This is a genomic window from Sphingomonas sp. CCH15-F11 (genome assembly GCF_001557005.1).
In the GTDB taxonomy this organism is placed as follows: Bacteria; Pseudomonadota; Alphaproteobacteria; order Sphingomonadales; family Sphingomonadaceae; genus Sphingomonas.
Window position 1 is genome coordinate 1 of sequence record NZ_LSKG01000086.1, and the last position, 17851, is coordinate 17851.

General features: G+C 68.0%; 15 protein-coding genes and 1 tRNA gene. 13 read left to right on the forward strand and 3 right to left on the reverse strand.

Going from position 1 to position 17851, the window contains the following annotated elements; all coding sequences use genetic code 11:
- The 6 genes from AX709_RS08110 to AX709_RS08135 all read left to right on the forward strand — a co-directional run.
- A partial coding sequence (locus tag AX709_RS08110) for a DUF2497 domain-containing protein (protein WP_066548635.1) occupies window positions 1–494 on the forward strand: 494 nt, incomplete at its 5' end.
- 55 nt (window positions 495–549) lie between these two features.
- Window positions 550–3465, forward strand: a complete 2916-nt coding sequence (locus AX709_RS08115) for a valine--tRNA ligase (protein ID WP_066548638.1) — start codon at window positions 550–552, stop codon at window positions 3463–3465.
- Between the two features lie 6 nt (window positions 3466–3471).
- The gene (locus tag AX709_RS08120; RefSeq protein WP_066548641.1) at window positions 3472–3831 is read left to right on the forward strand and encodes a VOC family protein; all 360 of its coding nucleotides are present in this window, start codon (window positions 3472–3474) and stop codon (window positions 3829–3831) included.
- A 73-nt stretch (window positions 3832–3904) separates the two neighbouring features.
- The gene (gene hemB, locus AX709_RS08125) at window positions 3905–4894 is read left to right on the forward strand and encodes a porphobilinogen synthase (protein WP_066481756.1); all 990 of its coding nucleotides are present in this window, start codon (window positions 3905–3907) and stop codon (window positions 4892–4894) included.
- Window positions 4891–5448, forward strand: a complete 558-nt coding sequence (locus AX709_RS08130; protein ID WP_082731684.1) for a GNAT family N-acetyltransferase — start codon at window positions 4891–4893, stop codon at window positions 5446–5448. Before hemB ends, AX709_RS08130 begins: the two co-directional genes overlap by 4 nt.
- Entirely contained in the window at window positions 5448–7736 is a 2289-nt protein-coding gene (locus tag AX709_RS08135; protein WP_231727460.1) for a fused MFS/spermidine synthase, read from the forward strand. Before AX709_RS08130 ends, AX709_RS08135 begins: the two co-directional genes overlap by 1 nt.
- Before the next feature lie 15 nt (window positions 7737–7751).
- Here the strand turns inward: AX709_RS08135 and AX709_RS08140 are convergent, their stop codons facing one another.
- Complete coding sequence (locus tag AX709_RS08140; RefSeq protein WP_066548643.1) at window positions 7752–8252, reverse strand: hypothetical protein; 501 nt, start codon at window positions 8250–8252, stop codon at window positions 7752–7754.
- 82 nt (window positions 8253–8334) lie between these two features.
- Here AX709_RS08140 and AX709_RS08145 point away from each other — a divergent pair.
- Window positions 8335–8411 (forward strand) — tRNA-Arg (locus AX709_RS08145).
- Between the two features lie 107 nt (window positions 8412–8518).
- Here AX709_RS08145 and AX709_RS08150 read toward each other — a convergent pair.
- Window positions 8519–9139: a TetR/AcrR family transcriptional regulator gene (locus tag AX709_RS08150; protein WP_066548645.1), complete on the reverse strand. Its 621-nt coding sequence runs from the start codon at window positions 9137–9139 to the stop codon at window positions 8519–8521.
- Between the two features lie 168 nt (window positions 9140–9307).
- Between AX709_RS08150 and AX709_RS08155 the strand changes: the two genes are divergently transcribed.
- From AX709_RS08155 to AX709_RS08175, 5 genes are all read left to right on the forward strand, one after another.
- The gene (locus AX709_RS08155) at window positions 9308–9676 is read left to right on the forward strand and encodes a hypothetical protein (protein ID WP_066481752.1); all 369 of its coding nucleotides are present in this window, start codon (window positions 9308–9310) and stop codon (window positions 9674–9676) included.
- Window positions 9673–10404, forward strand: a complete 732-nt coding sequence (locus tag AX709_RS08160) for a hypothetical protein (RefSeq protein ID WP_066481744.1) — start codon at window positions 9673–9675, stop codon at window positions 10402–10404. The genes AX709_RS08155 and AX709_RS08160 overlap by 4 nt, the downstream gene beginning before the upstream one ends.
- Window positions 10405–10464: 60 nt before the next feature.
- Window positions 10465–11067, forward strand: a complete 603-nt coding sequence (locus AX709_RS08165) for a hypothetical protein (RefSeq protein ID WP_156454208.1) — start codon at window positions 10465–10467, stop codon at window positions 11065–11067.
- A gap of 195 nt (window positions 11068–11262) precedes the next feature.
- Window positions 11263–12540 (forward strand): MFS transporter, encoded by a 1278-nt coding sequence (locus tag AX709_RS08170; protein WP_066548649.1) that lies wholly within the window; start codon window positions 11263–11265, stop codon window positions 12538–12540.
- 91 nt (window positions 12541–12631) lie between these two features.
- Window positions 12632–14932: a TonB-dependent receptor gene (locus tag AX709_RS08175; RefSeq protein WP_082731686.1), complete on the forward strand. Its 2301-nt coding sequence runs from the start codon at window positions 12632–12634 to the stop codon at window positions 14930–14932.
- Between the two features lie 36 nt (window positions 14933–14968).
- Here AX709_RS08175 and AX709_RS08180 read toward each other — a convergent pair whose 3' ends face one another.
- Window positions 14969–15778, reverse strand: coding sequence for a ferredoxin--NADP reductase (locus AX709_RS08180; RefSeq protein WP_066548651.1), 810 nt, complete (start codon window positions 15776–15778; stop codon window positions 14969–14971).
- A gap of 347 nt (window positions 15779–16125) precedes the next feature.
- Between AX709_RS08180 and AX709_RS08185 the strand changes: the two genes are divergently transcribed.
- Window positions 16126–17847: a ShlB/FhaC/HecB family hemolysin secretion/activation protein gene (locus tag AX709_RS08185; RefSeq protein WP_066548654.1), complete on the forward strand. Its 1722-nt coding sequence runs from the start codon at window positions 16126–16128 to the stop codon at window positions 17845–17847.
- Window positions 17848–17851 lie beyond the last annotated feature (4 nt).

Below are 17851 nucleotides of genomic sequence, written 5' to 3' on the forward strand. Positions count from 1 at the left end.
CCGCCGGTGGCACGCGTGGACGCAAGCTGCCGCGCGGCGCGGGTGAGTCCGCACCCGTCGCCGCCCCGACCAACGCTGCCGATCCGGACGACGCGGTCCTCGAACTGAGCGAGGAAGTCCACGCGCCGCCACCCGCCGCCAGGCCCGCGGCACCGCGCCCCGCGCCCACGAAGGCGGGAGCCAGCGACTCCGTCAATGCGCGCCGGAACGGTGAGGCTGCGGCAGCCACAGCGGCACCGCTGCCTGCGGATGCGGCCGCGCCGGCGGCAGCGACGATCGTGTCGGATCAGGCGGCACGCGCGACCAGCCGTTCGCTGGAGGCATTGTCGCGCGTGATCGTCGCGCCGCAATCGCCGGCGGGCGAGACGCTGGAGGATCTGGTGCGCGACATGCTGCGCCCGATGCTTCGCGACTGGCTCGACGCGAACCTGCCCGAAATGGTCGAGGCGATGGTGGCGCGCGAAATCGCCCGGATCGCCGGCCGCAACGGCTGACGCGCTAACGCCGCGCTCTTGCCACGCCGCGCCGTCAGGCTATGGCGTGGCCGCCATGACCGAACTCGCCAAGACGTTTGACCCCGCGCAGATCGAGCGCCGCTGGTACACCCACTGGGAATCGAACGGGCTGTTCCGCCCCGAGCGGCCGGGTGCCGAGCCCTGGACGATCGTCAACCCGCCGCCCAACGTCACGGGCAGCCTGCATATCGGCCATGCGCTCGACAACACGCTGCAGGACATATTGGTCCGCTATGAGCGGCTGCGCGGCAAGGATGCCTTGTGGGTCGTCGGTACGGATCATGCCGGCATCGCCACCCAGATGGTGGTCGAGCGCCAGCTGAACGAGCGGCAGGACAAGCGCACAAATTACACGCGCGAGCAGTTCGTCGAGAAGGTGTGGCAGTGGAAGGCGGAAAGCGGCGGCCAGATCACCGGCCAGCTGCGCCGGCTGGGCTGTTCGATGGACTGGGCCAACGAACGCTTCACGATGGACCCGGGCTTCAGCAAGGCGGTGCTGAAGGTATTCGTCGATCTGTATCGTCAGGGGCTGATTTACCGGGACAAGCGGCTGGTGAACTGGGATCCCGCGCTCAAGACCGCGATCAGCGACCTCGAGGTCGAGGCGCGCGAAGTGCAGGGGCACATGTGGCACTTTAAATATCCGCTCGCGGGCGGCGAGACATATCGCCACGTCGAGCGTGATGCCGATGGCAATGTGACGCTGGATGAAGTGCGCAACTACATCTCGATCGCGACGACGCGCCCGGAAACGATGCTGGGCGACGGCGCGGTCGCGGTGCACCCCGATGACGAACGCTATCGGCCAATCGTCGGCAAGCTGTGCGAGATTCCGGTCGGTCCGCGTGCGCATCGCCGGGCGATTCCGATCATCACCGACAATTATCCCGACCCGGCCTTTGGGTCCGGTGCGGTCAAGATCACCGGCGCGCATGACGAAAACGACTATGCCGTGGCCCAGCGCAACGGCATCCCGATGTACCGGCTGATGGACGAGGTCGCCGCCATGCGGGCCGATGGCGTACCCTATGCGGAGGCGTCGGCCCGCGCGCAGGAGATTGCGACGGGCGCGCCCGCTACCGCGGCGGAGATCGACGCGCTCAACCTGGTGCCCGAGGCCTATCGTGGGCTCGACCGCTACGAGGCGCGCGAGCGCGTCGTCGCCGACATCGACGCCGAGGGCCTGATGATCAAGGTCGAGGCGAAGACGATCATGCAGCCGACCGGCGACCGATCGGGCGTGGTGATCGAACCGATGCTGACCGACCAATGGTATGTCGACGCCAAGACGCTGGCGCAGGGCCCGATCGAGGCGGTGCGCGACGGGCGCATCAAGATCGTCCCCAAGACGTGGGAAAAGACCTTCTTCAACTGGATGGAGAATATCCAGCCCTGGTGCGTGAGCCGGCAGCTTTGGTGGGGGCACCGGATTCCGGCGTGGTTTGCCGAAGATGGTCGCGTTCTCGTCGCAGAAACCGAGGCGGAGGCGCAAGCCGAGGCCGGCGAGGGCGTCACGCTTACTCGCGATGAAGACGTCCTCGACACCTGGTTCTCCTCCGCACTCTGGCCGTTTGCGACGTTGGGATGGCCGGGCGACACTCCCTCTCCCCTTGAGGGGAGAGGGTCGGGGAGAGGGGATGACGCTGCGAGCGACGCGGGTTCAGGGAAGGCCCCTCTCCCAACCCTCTCCCCTGAAGGGGAGAGGGCTATGCGCGCGCCCCAGCTGAACGGCCGTTACCCCAATGACGTGCTGATTTCCGGTTTCGACATCCTGTTCTTCTGGGATGCGCGGATGATGATGCAGGGGATGCACTTCATGGGCGATGTGCCGTTCCGCACGCTCTACCTGCACGGGCTGGTCCGCGCCGCCGACGGGCAGAAGATGTCCAAGTCGAAGGGCAATACCGTCGATCCGCTCGGCCTGATCGACCAATATGGCGCGGATGCGCTGCGCTTCTTCATGGCGGCGATGGAAAGCCAGGGCCGCGACATCAAGATGGATGTCGCCCGGGTCGAGGGCTATCGCAACTTCGCGACCAAGCTGTGGAACGCCACGCGCTTTGCCCAGGCGAACGGGATCGGCGCGTCGCGCAGCATCGCGCCGCCGCCCGCCACTCTGGCGGTCAATCGCTGGATCATCGGCGAGACGGTGGCGACGGTGCGCGCGCTGGATCAGGCGCTGGCCGACCTGCGCTTCGACGGCGCGGCCAATGCAATCTATCAGTTCGTGTGGAGCCGCTTCTGCGACTGGTATCTGGAGCTGATCAAGCCGGTCCTGTCCCCCGCGCCGGGCGAGCGCGGGGAGGGGAGCGTGGCGGATGAGACTCGCGCGGTCGCCGGCTGGGTGCTCGACCAGATCCTGGTGATGCTCCACCCTTTCATGCCGTTCATCACCGAGGAACTGTGGCACGCGCTGGGCGCGCGCGACGGCGAGCTGATCGTGGCGCACTGGCCGCAGGTGGACGGCGTCGAGGTGGATGCCGAGGCCGGGCGTGAGGTCGACTGGCTGATCCGGCTGGTCAGCGAAATTCGCGCGGCACGCACCGAACTGAATGTGCCGCCCAGCGCGCGGCTGTCGATGATCGTGCGTGACGCCGATCGCGCCACGCAGGCGCGGCTCGACAATCAGGCAGCCGCGCTGGCCCGGCTGGCGCGCGTGGATTTGGCCGGTGAGACGGGTGCTGCCGGCGGCGCGGCGCAGATTGTCGTCGACGAGGCCACCTATGTTCTCCCGCTCGAAGGGATCATCGATCTCGATGCCGAGCGCGCGCGGCTGTCGAAAGCAATTCTAGCCGCGCAGAAAGAACGGGATGCCTTGTCCGGCCGGCTGGACAATCCCAGTTTCGTCGCGCGGGCCAAGCCCGAGGCGGTGGAAAAAGCCCGCGCCGACCATGCCGAGAAGGCCGCCGAGGCCGAGCGGCTGGCGGCGGCGCTGGCCAGGCTGGGGTAGGAAAACATGAAGCTCGATCATCTGGTCATCATGGTCCGCTCGCTCGAAACGAGCCTGCCCTGGTATGACGTGATGCTGGGGCTGATCGGCTTCACCAAGTCGCGCGATCACGTCTGGGGCAATGAAGACGGGGTTTATATCGACCTGAAGCAGGCCGAGCCGGAGACGCGCGATTACGCGCGCTACGGCCCGGGGCTCAACCATCTCGGCTTCACCGCGCCGACGCTCGACGTCCTGCATGCCGTGCGCGCCGGCATGGCGGCCGCGGGGTTCGAGGTGCCCGATATCCAGGCGTTCGGCGACAGCACCGCGACCTTTTTCAAGGATCCGGACGGCATGCGTATCGAGGTCAGCCACTACCCCTGACCGACGGGCGTGCGCGTCCGCGATCGGCGAGGCGGCTTGCCACTGGCCGCGCGCTGACGCACAACCCGGCGCCATGAGCCACTATCCCGCGCTGCGCCTGCGGCGGACCCGCGCCACGCCGTGGAGCCGCCGCCTTCACGCCGAAACCCACCTTGCCGCCGCCGACCTGATCTGGCCGTTGTTCGTGACGTCGGGCGAGGGGGTGGAGGAGCCGATCGCATCGCTGCCCGGTGTATCGCGCTGGTCGGTCGATCGGATCGTCGATCGGGCACGAGAAGCGCGCGACGCGGGCATCGCGTGTCTGGCGCTGTTCCCGAACACGCCGCGCGAACTGCGCACCGATGATGCGGAGGAAGCCTGCAACCCGGACAATCTGATGTGCCGGGCGATCCGCGCGATCAAGGCGGCGGTGCCCGACATCGGCGTGCTGACCGATGTCGCGCTCGACCCCTATACCAGCCACGGCCATGACGGGCTGATCGACGCGGCGGGCTATGTGCTCAACGATGAAACCGCCGACGTGCTGGTGCGCCAGTCACTGAACCAGGCGGCGGCGGGGGCGGACATCATCGCACCCAGCGACATGATGGACGGGCGCATCGGCCTGATCCGCGCGGCGCTGGAGGCGGGCGGGCACGTCAATGTCCAGATCATGTCCTATGCCGCCAAATACGCCTCTGCCTTCTATGGCCCGTTCCGCGATGCGGTCGGCAGCCGCGGGCTGCTGCAGGGCGACAAGAAGACCTATCAGATGGATCCCGCCAATGCCGAGGAGGCGTTGCGCGAGGTGTCGATGGACCTCGACGAGGGCGCGGACAGCGTGATGGTCAAGCCGGGCCTGCCCTATCTGGACATCATACGCCGGGTGAAGGAGCGTTTTGAAGTACCTGTATTTGCTTATCAAGTGTCCGGCGAATATGCGATGATCGAGGCCGCGGCGGCCGCCGGGGCGGGGGATCGCGACGCGCTGGTGCTGGAGACGCTGATGGCGTTCAAGCGCGCGGGCTGCTCGGGCGTGCTGACCTATCACGCGTTGCATGCCGCGCGGTTGCTGCGCCCGTGATCCTGACCGAACGGTTGCACCTGCGCCCCTGGACCGAGGCGGACAAGCCGGTGTTCCACGCACTGGTCAACACACCGGCAATGATGGAACATTTCGGCGGGCCGGTGCCGGCCGAGCGGCATTACGCGATCATCGATGCCCAGATGGCGCAACAGGCCAAGTACGGACATTGCATGTGGGCCGCGACCCTGCGCGAAACGGGCGAGCTGGCGGGCGTGTGCGGCCTGCGCATCGGAGGCCATCCCGGCACGCCGGTGATGGGCGACCTTGAAATCGGCTGGCGCTTCGGTGAGCGGTGGTGGGGCCACGGCCTGGCGCGCGAAGCCGCGGCGGCGAGCATCGCCTGGGGCTGGGCCAACACCCCGCATCCCCGGATTTCGGCCTGGACGGTGATCGGCAATAGCCGGTCATGGGGGCTGATGCTGCGGCTGGGCATGGTGCGCCGTCCCGACCTCGACTTCCGCCATCCCGACTATCCGCCGGACAGCCCCCAGGCGGCGATGATCGTCTATGCGATTGATCGTCCGGTGGCCGCCGGCGCGAACGGCACGTAATGACCGATTCGATGACGGAGGCGGCGCCCGCGCCGAACGGGCCGGGCACCGCTGCGGTTCAGGGTAGCGCAGCGACGCGCCGGCTGTTCCTGGTCACGATCCTGCTGGGGTCGTTCCTGCTGTTCCTCGTCCAGCCGATGATCGCGCGGATGGCGCTGCCCCGGCTGGGCGGCGCGCCGGCGGTGTGGAACTCGGCGATGCTCGTCTATCAGGCGCTGCTGCTCGGCGGTTATGCCTATTCGCACGCGCTCGGCCGGATCACGATGGCACGCCAGGTCGTCGTGCATCTCGCGGTGCTGGCGCTCGCCGCGATCTGGCTGCCGATCGGCCTGGCGCGCATCGATCCGGCCGGGGCGGGGGAGCCCGTGCTGTGGGTGCCGCTGTTTCTCCTGGCATCGATCGGCCCGCTGTTCTTCGCGGTGTCGGCGCAGGCGCCGCTGATGCAACGCTGGTTCAGCGTCGCGAGCGGCGGCGCGGACCCCTATGCGCTCTATGCCGCGTCCAACGCGGGCAGCTTCGCGGGCTTGCTCGCCTATCCCCTGCTGGTCGAACCGGCACTGGCGCTCAGTGCGCAAAGCCGGCTGTGGAGCGCGGGGTATCTGCTCCTGATCGTGCTGGTCCTCGCTTGCGGCTGGCGCGCGCGCGCCGCCCCGATGGCCAGTGCGCCGCCGCCGGCGCGCGACGTGGCCGAAGCGGCCGGGCACCCGCCCACACGCCGCCGCATCCTGATGTGGATCGCGCTCGCGACCGTGCCGTCGGGGTTGATGCTGGCGACCAGCACCTTCCTGACCACCGACATCGTCGCCGTCCCGCTGCTCTGGGTGCTGCCGCTCGGGCTTTACCTCCTGAGCTTCACCGCAGCCTTTGCCGACCGGCGCGGGGTGGCGGACGCGATCACCAAATTCGCGCCGGTCGTCGTGCTCATCTTCGGCGGATTGATGATCGGCGGCAGCACGTCGCAGCCCTTCCTCAATGCGCTCATGGCGCTGAGCGTGCTGTTCGCGGTGGCAGTCGCGCTGCACACCCGGCTGTACGATCTTCGTCCCGGACCGCGCGGGTTGACCGGCTTTTACCTGGCGATGTCGGTGGGTGGGGCGCTGGGCGGGGTGTTCGCCGCGCTGATCGCACCGATCATCTTCGACTGGACCTACGAATATCCGCTGCTGATCATCGCCGCCGGGGCGCTCGTGCCGCAAAGCTGGCTGATCGATCCGGTCGCCCGGCTTTGGCAGGGATCGCGCCGCGCGGTCGCGCTGCGCACCGCATTCGTCGCCCTGCTTGTCACCGGGGTCGTCGCGGGCGGGCTGTGGTGGAGCGAAGGCATGGCGGGCGGTCCGGAGGCCGGCTTGCCCTTCGTCGCGCTGACCGTCATCGGGGTGCTGACCGTCGGGACGCGAATCCCGTTCCTGATCGTGCTGACCGGATCGTTGCTGCTGTTCGGCGGGTTCCAGTCGCTGTGGCTGAGCTGGCAGGGCGATATCCGCACGCGCAGCTATTTCGGGGTCTACACGGTCGAACAGGACGGCTTTCGACGCCAGCTGTCGCACGGGACGACGCTGCACGGCGTCCAGCTGACCGGATCGGCCGATCGCGAACGATGGCCGACCAGCTATTATCTGCCGCGATCGGGCGTCGGTCGCGCGCTGCTCGCCGCGCCCGAGCTTTATGGTCGGGAAGCCCGGATCGGGGTGGTTGGGCTCGGTGCCGGCACGCTCGCCTGCTTTGCCCGGCCGGGCCAGCACTGGCGCTTTTTCGAGATCGATCCGGCGGTGGTGCGACTGGCGCGCGACGACGGCCGCTTCACCTTCCTGTCGCGCTGCCAGCCGTCGGCACAGATCACGCTCGGCGACGCGCGACTGTCGCTCGAGGCCACCCGGACGGCCAGCCTCGACCTGCTCGTCCTCGACGCCTTTTCTTCGGATGCGGTGCCGATGCACCTGATGACGCGCCAGGCCTTCGCGACCTATGCCCGCGTCCTGCCGCGGCGCGGCGCGCTGCTCGTCCACATTTCGAACCGCTATCTCGCGCTGGCGCCGGTGATCACGGCAACCGCGGCGGGTGGCGACTGGTATGCCGCGCGGCTGATCCATCGTCCCGGCGCGGAGGAGGAAGCGGGTGCCGTTTCCGACTGGATCGTGCTGACCCGCGATCCCGAGACGCTGGCGACCCTGATGGCGGAGGGGCCGTGGGAACCGCTGGCGAACCGCAAGCGGGTCCAGGCATGGACCGATGACTATGCCTCGATCCTGCCGGTGCTGCTGGCGCTGCACCCGGACATGAATCGCTAGGGCAAGCGACCGGTCTCAGGCCGTGGCGAGCATCGCTTCGACCTCGGTCACCCGCGCCCGTTCCGCCGCCGCGCGCCGCGTCGCATCCTCGTAGAGCGACTGGAGCGCGGGATAGGGCATCGCGCCCGCAGCCGCGCGGTCGATGATCGACCGTTCGATATCGGCGACCAGGCCGCTGGTCGCCGCGCGCAGGACGTCAAGCTCGCCCAGCGCGACCTGCGCGGCCAGCCACGGTTCACTGCCGGCGTCCGCGCCCTGCGCCTCCGCGGCCAGCTGCGCCGCCCGATCTGCCTGGGCGGCAAAGACGCGCGACGCTTCGTCCAATCGTGCCGCGAGGGCCGTGACCTGCTGGTCGAGCGCGGGATCGGGCGCCGCAGGCACGGGCTCGCGCATCGGTTCCGCCGTATCAGCCGACTCGATCGCGCGCGGCAGCAGCGACGGATAGCCGTCGCCCGCGCGCTTGGCACAGCCCGCCGTCAGGGCGACAAGAGCGACCAGGATGAGTTGTGCGCGCATGGCCACGCGCTTAGGCGGCGGAAATTATCCGTGCAACAGGGTTGCGCTCCCGTCGACAGCCTTCTATGTGCCCACTTCCCGCGCGCCCGTAGCTCAGCTGGATAGAGCATCAGACTACGAATCTGAGGGTCGGACGTTCGAATCGTTCCGGGCGCGCCAATTTCTTCCCGCCATTTCGACGGATTTTGTCGGGCCGATATTCGGGCGTGTCGGCTGACCCGAGGCGTGACCGCGGGGTATCCGCTGGACGCACCGTTTTCAGCACATCAGGACTGCGGCAGGCCCCAGCTCCGGACAAAGCTGTCGACGTGATCGCTCGCGAACGCGTCGAGTTGGAGCGGCCGCACCGCAGCGCCGCCAAGCGGGCGTTGATGGAGCACCGCGATCAGCACCGGCGAGATCAGCTGGATCGCGGCGAGGCGCGTGTCGCCACCGCGCATCTCGCCCCGCGCGACATGCGCCTCCAGCCGCGCCTCAGCCGCCTCGATCATCGGTTCGAGCAGGTTGGCGACGAATGCGGGCCCGACGGTCGGATGGCCCAGGCCCTCGGCGAGCCCGCTGGCGATCATCCGGTCCAGCCCGGCATGGACCAGACCACCGGCCAGATGCCCGACCGCGTCGCGCATCGATGTCGCAAAGTCGCCGGTCGGGCGCGCCATCACCGCGAGCGGCTCGGCCCCCTGGCTCTTCTCGTCCTCCATCAGCGCGCGGATCACGTCGTCGCGCCGTCCGAAATGGTGCGTCAGGCTCGACAGACTGACGCCGGCGGCGGCGGCCATGTCGCGCCACGATGCCGGCCCCGCGCCGCGATCTTGAAGGCGGGCGCGGATGCGGTCGAGCAGCTCCGCCCGCCGCTTTGCCGTCGCGCGGTTCGGCGTGCCGACCATCCTAGGCATGTATCACTTGAACCAAACTAACGCTCATGCATTATGACGCTTGATCCAGTCTAGCGACGCTGCGGCCAATGCCAAGTGTCATCGAAAGCGAGGGCGTGACGACATGATCGGGTTTCATTTCGCGCGATGGTCGCCGGGGGTGGGGGAGGCGCGTGGCCGATGAACGGCGAGACGCTGCTGCGGCTGGCCTATACGGCCAATATCCTCATCCTGCTGCCCGTCGTGATCGCGCTGCACATGCGCGGCACTGCGGCGGTGTTCGGTCCCGGGGTCCCGGATTCGGCGGCGCTGCGGCTGCTCGTCGCCGCGTTATGGGGCGCCATCCTCCTGTGTTCGGTCGTCGGCCTCGCCTGGCCGCGTGCAATGGCGGGCGTCCTGGTGCTCCAGGTCATCTACAAGACCGCGTGGCTGCTGACCTTCGTGTTGCCGGCGTGGCGCGCGGGCGCGCCCGTGCCGTGGGGTCCGGCGCTGACCTTCCTTCCCATCGTCCTTTTCTGGCCCGTCATCCTGTTGAGGAGCCTGCCATGACCGAACCATTCGATCTTGTCCGCGTCGCGCTGGTGATCGTCGCCGCGCTCGCCCAGGCCGTCATGGCCAGCTGGCCGCAGTTGCGCGGCTGGGAAAAGACGGTGCCCGAACGGTCGGAGCGCCAGCATCTGCCGATCGTGCCATGGGCACCGTTCTTCACCATCTGGGCGGTGATCTTTGCCGCGAGCTTCGGTTTCGCGGTGTGGCACACGCTCAACCCGTCCGACCCGCTGATGCGCGCGCTCGGCTGGCTGGCGGTGGCCGCGTGGACGCTGAACACCGCGTGGGAGTGGCATGTGGCCAGGCGCGACATCGATTGGACCAGCGTCGGGCTGATCGCGGCCGCACTCGTGACGCTGCTCGCGGCGGTGTGGACGATCGCGGTGGCCGGGCCGCTTTCGGGCTGGGCGTTCTGGCTCGGCGCAGCACCGCTTCTGCTTCTCGCCGGGTGGATCTCGGCCGCGACCTGGGTGAACCTGGGTTCGACGCTGAAGTGGAGCGGGGTTGCGGTCCGAACCGACTGGCAGCTGGCGCTGCTTGGGGCGGCGGGCGCGCTGGGGACCATCGTGGCATGGTCGTCGGGGGCGCTCATCTATGCAGGTGCCATTGCCTGGGCACTGGCCGGCATCGTCGTCCAGAACCTGGTTCGCGATCGCAACGTCGCCATCGGGGCGAGCGCCGCGACGCTGATCCCGGTCGTGCTCGGCGCCGCGCTCGCCGGCGGCTGAACGCGAAAATCCGAGCGTCTCGATCAGGCGGCGGCTTCGGCCTCGTCCGAAGCGCCACAGGTGCGCAGGATCGTGCCGCCCTCTAACGAGGACATCGCCGCTGTCGCCGCAGCCGCGTTGCTGGATCCGGAGACGCATGGCGGACGCCGCTACAGCCCGACGGGGCCGGAGCTGCTGTCGACGCGCGACATGGCCGCGATCCTGACGCGGGTGCTCGCGCGCAAGGTGCGGGCGGTCGAAATGCCGATGTGGCTGTTCCTGAAGGCTGCGCGCATGCAGGGCGTGCCCGCCAACGAACTGAGCGGCTTCGGATACTGGGTGCGCGATCACGCCCAGGGCGCCTTTTCATTCCGCGCGCCGACCGACGACGTGCGGCGCGTCACGGGCCGCGCGCCCGAAAGCTTCGACACCACCGCCCGGCGCTATGCCGCGCTTCCCGAAGCCCGTCGCAGCTTCGGCGCAAGCGCACGCGCCTGGACCGACTTCATGCGGACCCCGATGATGCCGGGCTATGACCTCGACGCCTTCGACCAGCGACTGCGACTCAGCCGTCCTGCCGATTCGCGCTTTGCGATGGAGGATGCCGGCTGGCGCGCGCTCAGATCCGCGCAGGTCGACGAAGGGAGCGAAGGCGAGGTCCTTCGCGTCGGTGAAGCAGCATGACCGGGGGCGAGGCGAGCGGATATATGTCCGCGCCCTGACGGCACAGCATCGACAGCGCAGCATCCGCAAGCGTGCCGGTCGCGGGCTGCGTGCCGGCGACCCCTGGCTGGCCTGCGCCGGTCCTTTGCCGATGGCGCTTTTCCTGTGCGGGCGGATAGGCCATGTTCGCGCTCCCTCGAGCGGCGGGAGCGCGCGTTGACATATGCCGAATTGAGCACCGCGCGGCGCTGGCTGCTCTTCGCGCTCGTCATCACCGCGGGCATCCTCAATCTGGTCGACCGCCAGATCATCGCGGTGCTGAAGCCCGTGATCTCGAAGGATCTCGGCTGGACCGACAATGATTACGGGACGCTCGCCGCCTGGTTTCAGGGCGGGGCGGCGGTCGCGTTCCTTTTCACCGGCTGGATCGCGGACAGGCTGGGGGTCAAATGGGCCAATCCGCTCGGCGTCGCCGCCTGGTCGATCGCCGCGATGCTGCACGGCTGGGCACAGAGCACCGTACAGTTCGTGATGGTCCGCGTGGCGCTGGGCGCGACCGAAGCGATGGGCACGCCCGTCGGCATCAAGTCGATCGCCGCCATCCTGCCCCCGGCGCTCAGATCGAGCGGCTATGGCGCCATGAACGCGGCCAATTCGATCGGCGCGATCCTGGCACCACTGGCCATTCCGTTAGTCGCACTCAGCTTCGGCTGGCGGGCGACCTTTGTCGCGGCGGGCATGGTCGGCATCCTGTGGGCCGGCATCTGGCTGGTTGCGACCCGCGGCTTGAGTCTCGGCGCGCCGGCGCGCACCGCACCGGCGGCGGCAGCGTCCGCCGCCGCGACGCCCGATCGCTACGGCCCGATCCTGACCGAGCGTCGCACCTGGGCGATCGCGGTAGCCAAGGTGCTGTCGGATGCGACATGGTGGCTGATGCTGTTCTGGCTGCCCGATTTCTTCAATCGCGAGTTCGGCCTGTCGGGCGTTGCGCTGGGCGTGCCGCTGGCCATCGCCTATTCGGGCGCAGCGGCGGGATCGCTGCTCGGCGGCGGTATCTCGACCCGCCTGCTCCAGCGTGGCTATGGCGTGAACGCGGTGCGCAAGGGGATCATGCTGTGCGCCGCGCTGCTCGTTCTGCCGGTGCCGGTCGCGCTCACCGCCCACAGCTATCCGCTGGCGATCGCGATCATCGCACTGACGCTTGCCGCGCACCAGGCGTTCTCGACCAACCTGTTCGCGCTGATCGCGGACGTCGTGCCGCAGGAGAAGGTCGGCCGCGTGACCGCGTTCGGCGCGTTCAGCGGCAATATCGGCGGTCTGGTGATCGCCAAGGTCGCCGGGCTCGTGCTTTCGGCCGGGCTCGGCTATCTGCCGCTATTCGGCTTTGCCGCCATATCCTATCTGCTGGCAGTCGGGTGGATCCAGCTGCTGGTGCCGGTGATTCGCACGGTGGACGGCCCGCCCGGTGCGCGCGAGATTGTGCCGACGCACTAGTAGGCGCAGTTGGAGGGCGCGATAGCGTTTCTATATTCCTATCGGACGAATAGGATTTACAAGGCCGGATGGCTTGCAAAGGGAGGGTGTCATGATGAACCGCAAGGGATTTTCGCGGACCGCCGCGTTGATGGCGAGCTGCACGATATTCGCGTTGCCGGCATGGGCGCAGCAGGCCGATACGCCTGATCCGGCCGAGGAGAATGTCGCGGCCGACATCGTCGTCACGGCGCAGAAGCGCGAGGAACGGCTGCAGGACGTGCCGATCGCGGTCTCGGTCGTTTCGGGCGATCTGCTCGACCGCCAGGGCGCGGTTTCGCTCGAGAATGCGCAGTATCTCGTCCCCACGCTCAATTTCCGCAAATCGGGTACGACGATCAATCAGTCGCTGTTCCTGCGCGGCGTCGGTACCTCGACCTTCTCGATCGCGGGCGAGCCGTCGGTTTCGACCGTCGTCGACGGTGTCGTCTACAGCCGCGCGGGCGAAGCGTTCAGCGACCTGATCGACATCGAGCGGCTCGAGGTGCTGCGCGGGCCGCAGGGAACCCTGTTCGGCAAGAACGGGTCGGCCGGCGTGGTCAACATCGTCACGCGGCGACCAGGCAATGAGCTCGGCGGCTATGTCGAGGGCGCGTTCTACTTCGACCAGGGCAACGAATATCGCGTGCGCGGCGCGCTGGACGTGCCACTCGGCGCGAACATCTCCAGCCGCTTCACGGGCTTCTACGGCAATTACGAAGGCAATCTGTTCAATCGCGCGGTGAACACGCGCGTCAACGGATATGAGCATTACGGCGTGCGCGGCATGATTGTCGCCGAACCGACCCCGGACCTGACCTTCACGCTGATCGCCGACTGGCGCCAGGCCAAGGATGATTGCTGCGCCGAGCTGATCGGGACCGCGCCGACCGGCGCCGCGGGCGCACTGCTCAATCCCGCCAACGTGCTGCCGACACCGCGCGGCGATGAGACGCGCGAGGTCAATCAGAACCTGGTCACGGCGACCAACGAGGAAAGCTATGGCGCGTCGCTTCAGGTCGACGCGACGCTCGGCGGGCTCACCGTCACCTCGATCACCGCTTGGCGGCGGTACGACAATGAGGAGATTCGCGACGGCGACTGGCTGGACCAGGCCTATGTCGGCGTCCCGCAGCTGCACGACATCGGCCCGCAGACGGGCGAGACGTTCACCCAGGAAGTCCGGCTGGCGTCGCCGGGCGGCGAGACGATCGATTACACGCTCGGCTTCTTCTATTCGAATGCGGAGACCGAGCGGACCTTTACCCGCAACGTCATCTCCTGCACGCGCACGCCCGCGCCCACTACGCTGACGCCGTGCACCGCGCCGGGTACGGTCATCACCCGGCCGAACGGATCGGCAACGTTCGGATCGACCTTCAGCAACCTGGCGCTGTTCGGCCAGGCGACGCTGAACCTGACCGAGCGGCTGCGGCTGATCGGCGGGTTTCGCTACACCTATGACCAGCTCGAGGTGTTCCACCGCCGTGTGTCGCCGCTGACCGGTCCCGGCATCGCCGCCAGTTTCGGCCCGTTCAACGGCAAGACGACGAACAACGACGTGTCGGGCCGCGCCGGGGTCCAGTTCGACATCGTGCCCGAATCGGTCGCCTACGCGACCTATTCGCGCGGCTACAAGGGCCCGGCGTTCAACGTGTTCTTCAACCTCGGCGCGACCGGCACCAACGTCATCGAGCCCGAGACCGCCGACAGCTACGAAATCGGCCTGAAGAACAGCCTGTTCGGCGGTCGCCTGGTCATCAACCTCGCCGCCTATTACGCGAAATACGAGAATTTCCAGGCGAACAACCCCGATCTGGTCGAAGGGGTGGTGGTCACCCGCTTCACCAATGCCGGCACGATTTCGACACGCGGCGGCGAGCTCGACTTCCTCTGGAGCCCGGCGCGCGACGTCAGCGTCTCCGGCGGCGTCGCCTATACCGATGCGCGCGTCGACCGCTTCCGCGTTCCGACCAGCGGCAATGTCGTCAACGTCGTCCCCGACGGCACCAGCCTCGCCTATGCGCCCGACTGGAAGGCATCGGTGGCGGGCGACTGGCGCATCCGCACCGGCGGCGCGATCGATATCGGCGTCAATGGCCAGGCGGCGTGGCAGACCGAGCAACTGTCGCAATTCGACGCCAGCGCCGCCGTCCGCGCGGTGACGACGATCGAGGAATATGCGCTGGTCGATCTCGCCGCGTCGATCATCGATGCCAAGGACCGCTTTCGCGTCACGTTCCAGGTCAAGAACCTGTTCGACCAGAGCTTCGCGAGCGCAATCACCTCGGGCGGGCCGGGCGGCAGCTTCCGCTACATCATCCCGCGCGAGGCGGATCGCTATTTCGGGTTGATCGGCCGGGTCAACTTCTGACCCGGCGGCGCCGGGACCGGCGCGCGCGTTCGCGGATCAGCCGACGAACGCGCGCTCGACCACGAACTGGCCGGGGTTGCTGCGCGTCCCTTCGCGCAGTCCCATGCCCTCCAGCAGTCCGATCATCTCCGCATTGAAGGCGATCGACCCGCAGATCATCCAGCGCGCCTCGGCATGTTCGGCCTCGCTCAAGCCCATGTCCGCGCCAAACCGGCCGTCGCGGATGCGGTCGGTGATGCGGCCCTGTGTGTGGAACGCGCCGCGCGTGACGGTCGGGTAATAGGTGAAGCGGTCGCGCAGCATCTCGCCGAAGATCTCGTCATTCTTGATCTCCTCGCCCAGGAATTCGCTGTAGGCGAGTTCCTCCTTCTGGCGCACGGTGTGCGCGACGACGATGTGGCCGAAACGTTCATGCGTCTCGGGATCGCGCAGGATCGACATGAACGGTGCAAGGCCGGTGCCCGTGCCGATCATCATCAGGTGCTTGCCGGGTTCCAGCGCGTCGGCGACGAGCGTGCCGGTGGTCTTGCGCCCCATCAGGATATGGTCACCGACCTGAAGGTGCTGGAGGCGCGAGGTCAGTGCGCCGTCGGCGACCTTGACCGAAAAGAATTCGAGGTGATCCTCCCACGCCGGGCTGACGATCGAATAGGCGCGCAGAAGCGGCCGCCCGTCGGTGCCCGCCAGACCGATCATCACGAACTCGCCCGACGTGAAGCGAAAGCTTTGCGGCCGCTCGACCCGGAAGCTGAACAGTCCGGGCGTCCAATGGTGCACCCAGGTGACCTTCTGGAGGAACAGCCCCTTGGCTTCGGCCAGGGCTTCCATGGTGGCGAATTCGGTCATTGTTGGGTTCCAGGTCGTGGGCAGGTATCGGTTGAATGCACAAGGCGCGGGCGGATGGGGTCGCTTAACGATCAATCGCGGCTTCCGGAATGGGAAAGTGATGTTGACCCCCGCCAGGCGCAAGGGCGGACCGGTCGATCGCGCCCGCAAAGGCGGAAGACCGTCACCGACACGGTGAGGCGCGGCACGCGTTACGCCGCAAAACGCGCGCGTTTCGGGTTGACCCGGGGAGCGGACAGGATCACTGTCCGGCCCAGCAATCGACCATGAGCAGATGGGGCTCGCGCGCCATGGTCGAAATCGGGTGTCACCCACGCTGAACAGGGGGAATGATGAACGCGTGTCGAATGGCGGCGCTGTTCAGCTTGTGGCTTGCGTCCCCGGCGCTGGCCCAGACGACGGTTCCCGTTCCGCAATCGTCGGTGCCGACGCGCGACCAGCTCCAGGTGCCGGTGCCCGAACGTGCGCCGTCGCGTGCGCGGGTGGATGCGCGCGAGAGCATCGACAGCCCGGCCTGTCCGTTGCTCGATTCGCCGCTGCGCATCGATATCAATCGTGTGCGCTTCATGCCCGTCGGTCGACCCGCGATACCGGCCGAAATCCAGCAGCTGCTCGATCAGGTCGATCTGCCCGCCACCGGCAACCAGCCGATCAGCAATGTCTGCATCATCCGCGATCGTGCCAATGCCCAGCTGCGGCGCGGCGGCTATATCGCGTCGGTCCAGATCCCGCCGCAGGAGGTGGCGACTGGCGAGCTGCAGCTGGCGGTCGTGCTCGCCCGGATCAGCGAAGTTCGGGTGCGCGGCGAACCGGGTCCGCACCGGGCGTTGCTGGAGCGCCAGATCGCCCGAATCCGGGCGCTCGATCCGCTGCGTGAAGCCGATATCGAGCGGCTGCTGCTGCTGACCGGCGACGCGCCGGGGCTCGACATCCAGCTCTCGCTGCGGCCGGCGGGCACCGGGCCGGGCGAGGTGATCGGCGATCTGCTGATCCAGAGCAGCGCCTTTGCTGTCTATGGCAACGTCCAGAATTACGGCGCGCGCCAGCTGGGGCGGGAAACCGGGTACCTGCGCGGCGAGCTTTACGGCGTGCTCACCGGCAGCGACGTGCTCTACGCGGTCGCGTCAAGCTCGCTCGATTTCGATTCGCAGCAGCTGGTCCAGCTCGGCTACACGACTGGAATCGATGGGGCAGGGACGACCATCGGGCTGCGGGGAACCTATGCCTGGTCGCGCCCCGACCTCGATACGCTCGACCTGCGATCCGAATCGCTGATCGTCGGCGTCGACGTGACCCGGCCGCTGCTGCGTTCGGTGCGCGCGAACGCGGCGATCGGGCTGGGGGCGGAATGGCTCGACCAGCGCACGCGCGTGTTCGGCGGACCGACCGTGTCGCCGCTCAATACCGACAAACTGCGCATCATCTACGCACGCCTGGACAGCAGCTATCGCGTGCCCGACCCCCTTGCCGGCACGCTGTTCAACCTCGTGACTAGCGTCGAGGTGCGCAAGGGCGTCGCGATTCTCGGCGCGTCGCGTCCCGGGGAAATCCGGGCCGACGGCGCGAGCCTGTCGCGGTTCGAGGGCGACCCGCAGGCGACCGTGGTGCGCGGCGCGGCGAATGCGGAGATCGCGGCCGGCCCGATCTTCTCGGTGCTGGGCAGCGCGCGCGGGCAGTGGGCGAACCACCCGCTTCTCAATCTGGAAGAGTTCACGATCGGCAACCTGGCGATCGGGCGCGGTTACGATCCCGGATCGAATGCGGGCGACCGCGCCGCCGCGGTGCGCGGTGAAATCCAGGCGCGCCTGCCGCTCGACCTCCCGGTCGCGATCCGCCTGCTCGCCTTTGCCGACGCCGTGTGGCTGTGGAACCTCGACAGCGGCACGACGGAGGCGGAACGGACGCTCACCTCGTTCGGGGGCGGCGTGAACGTCCAGCTGCCCGGGCTGCTGTCGCTCGACATATTGTACGCCGTGCCGCGCGACCGGGCGCTTTCGTTCGATCCCGAACCGCCGCCGGCGCGCTTGCTCGTCTCTCTCACCGCAAGGTTCAGTCCCTATGTCCGTTGAGTTC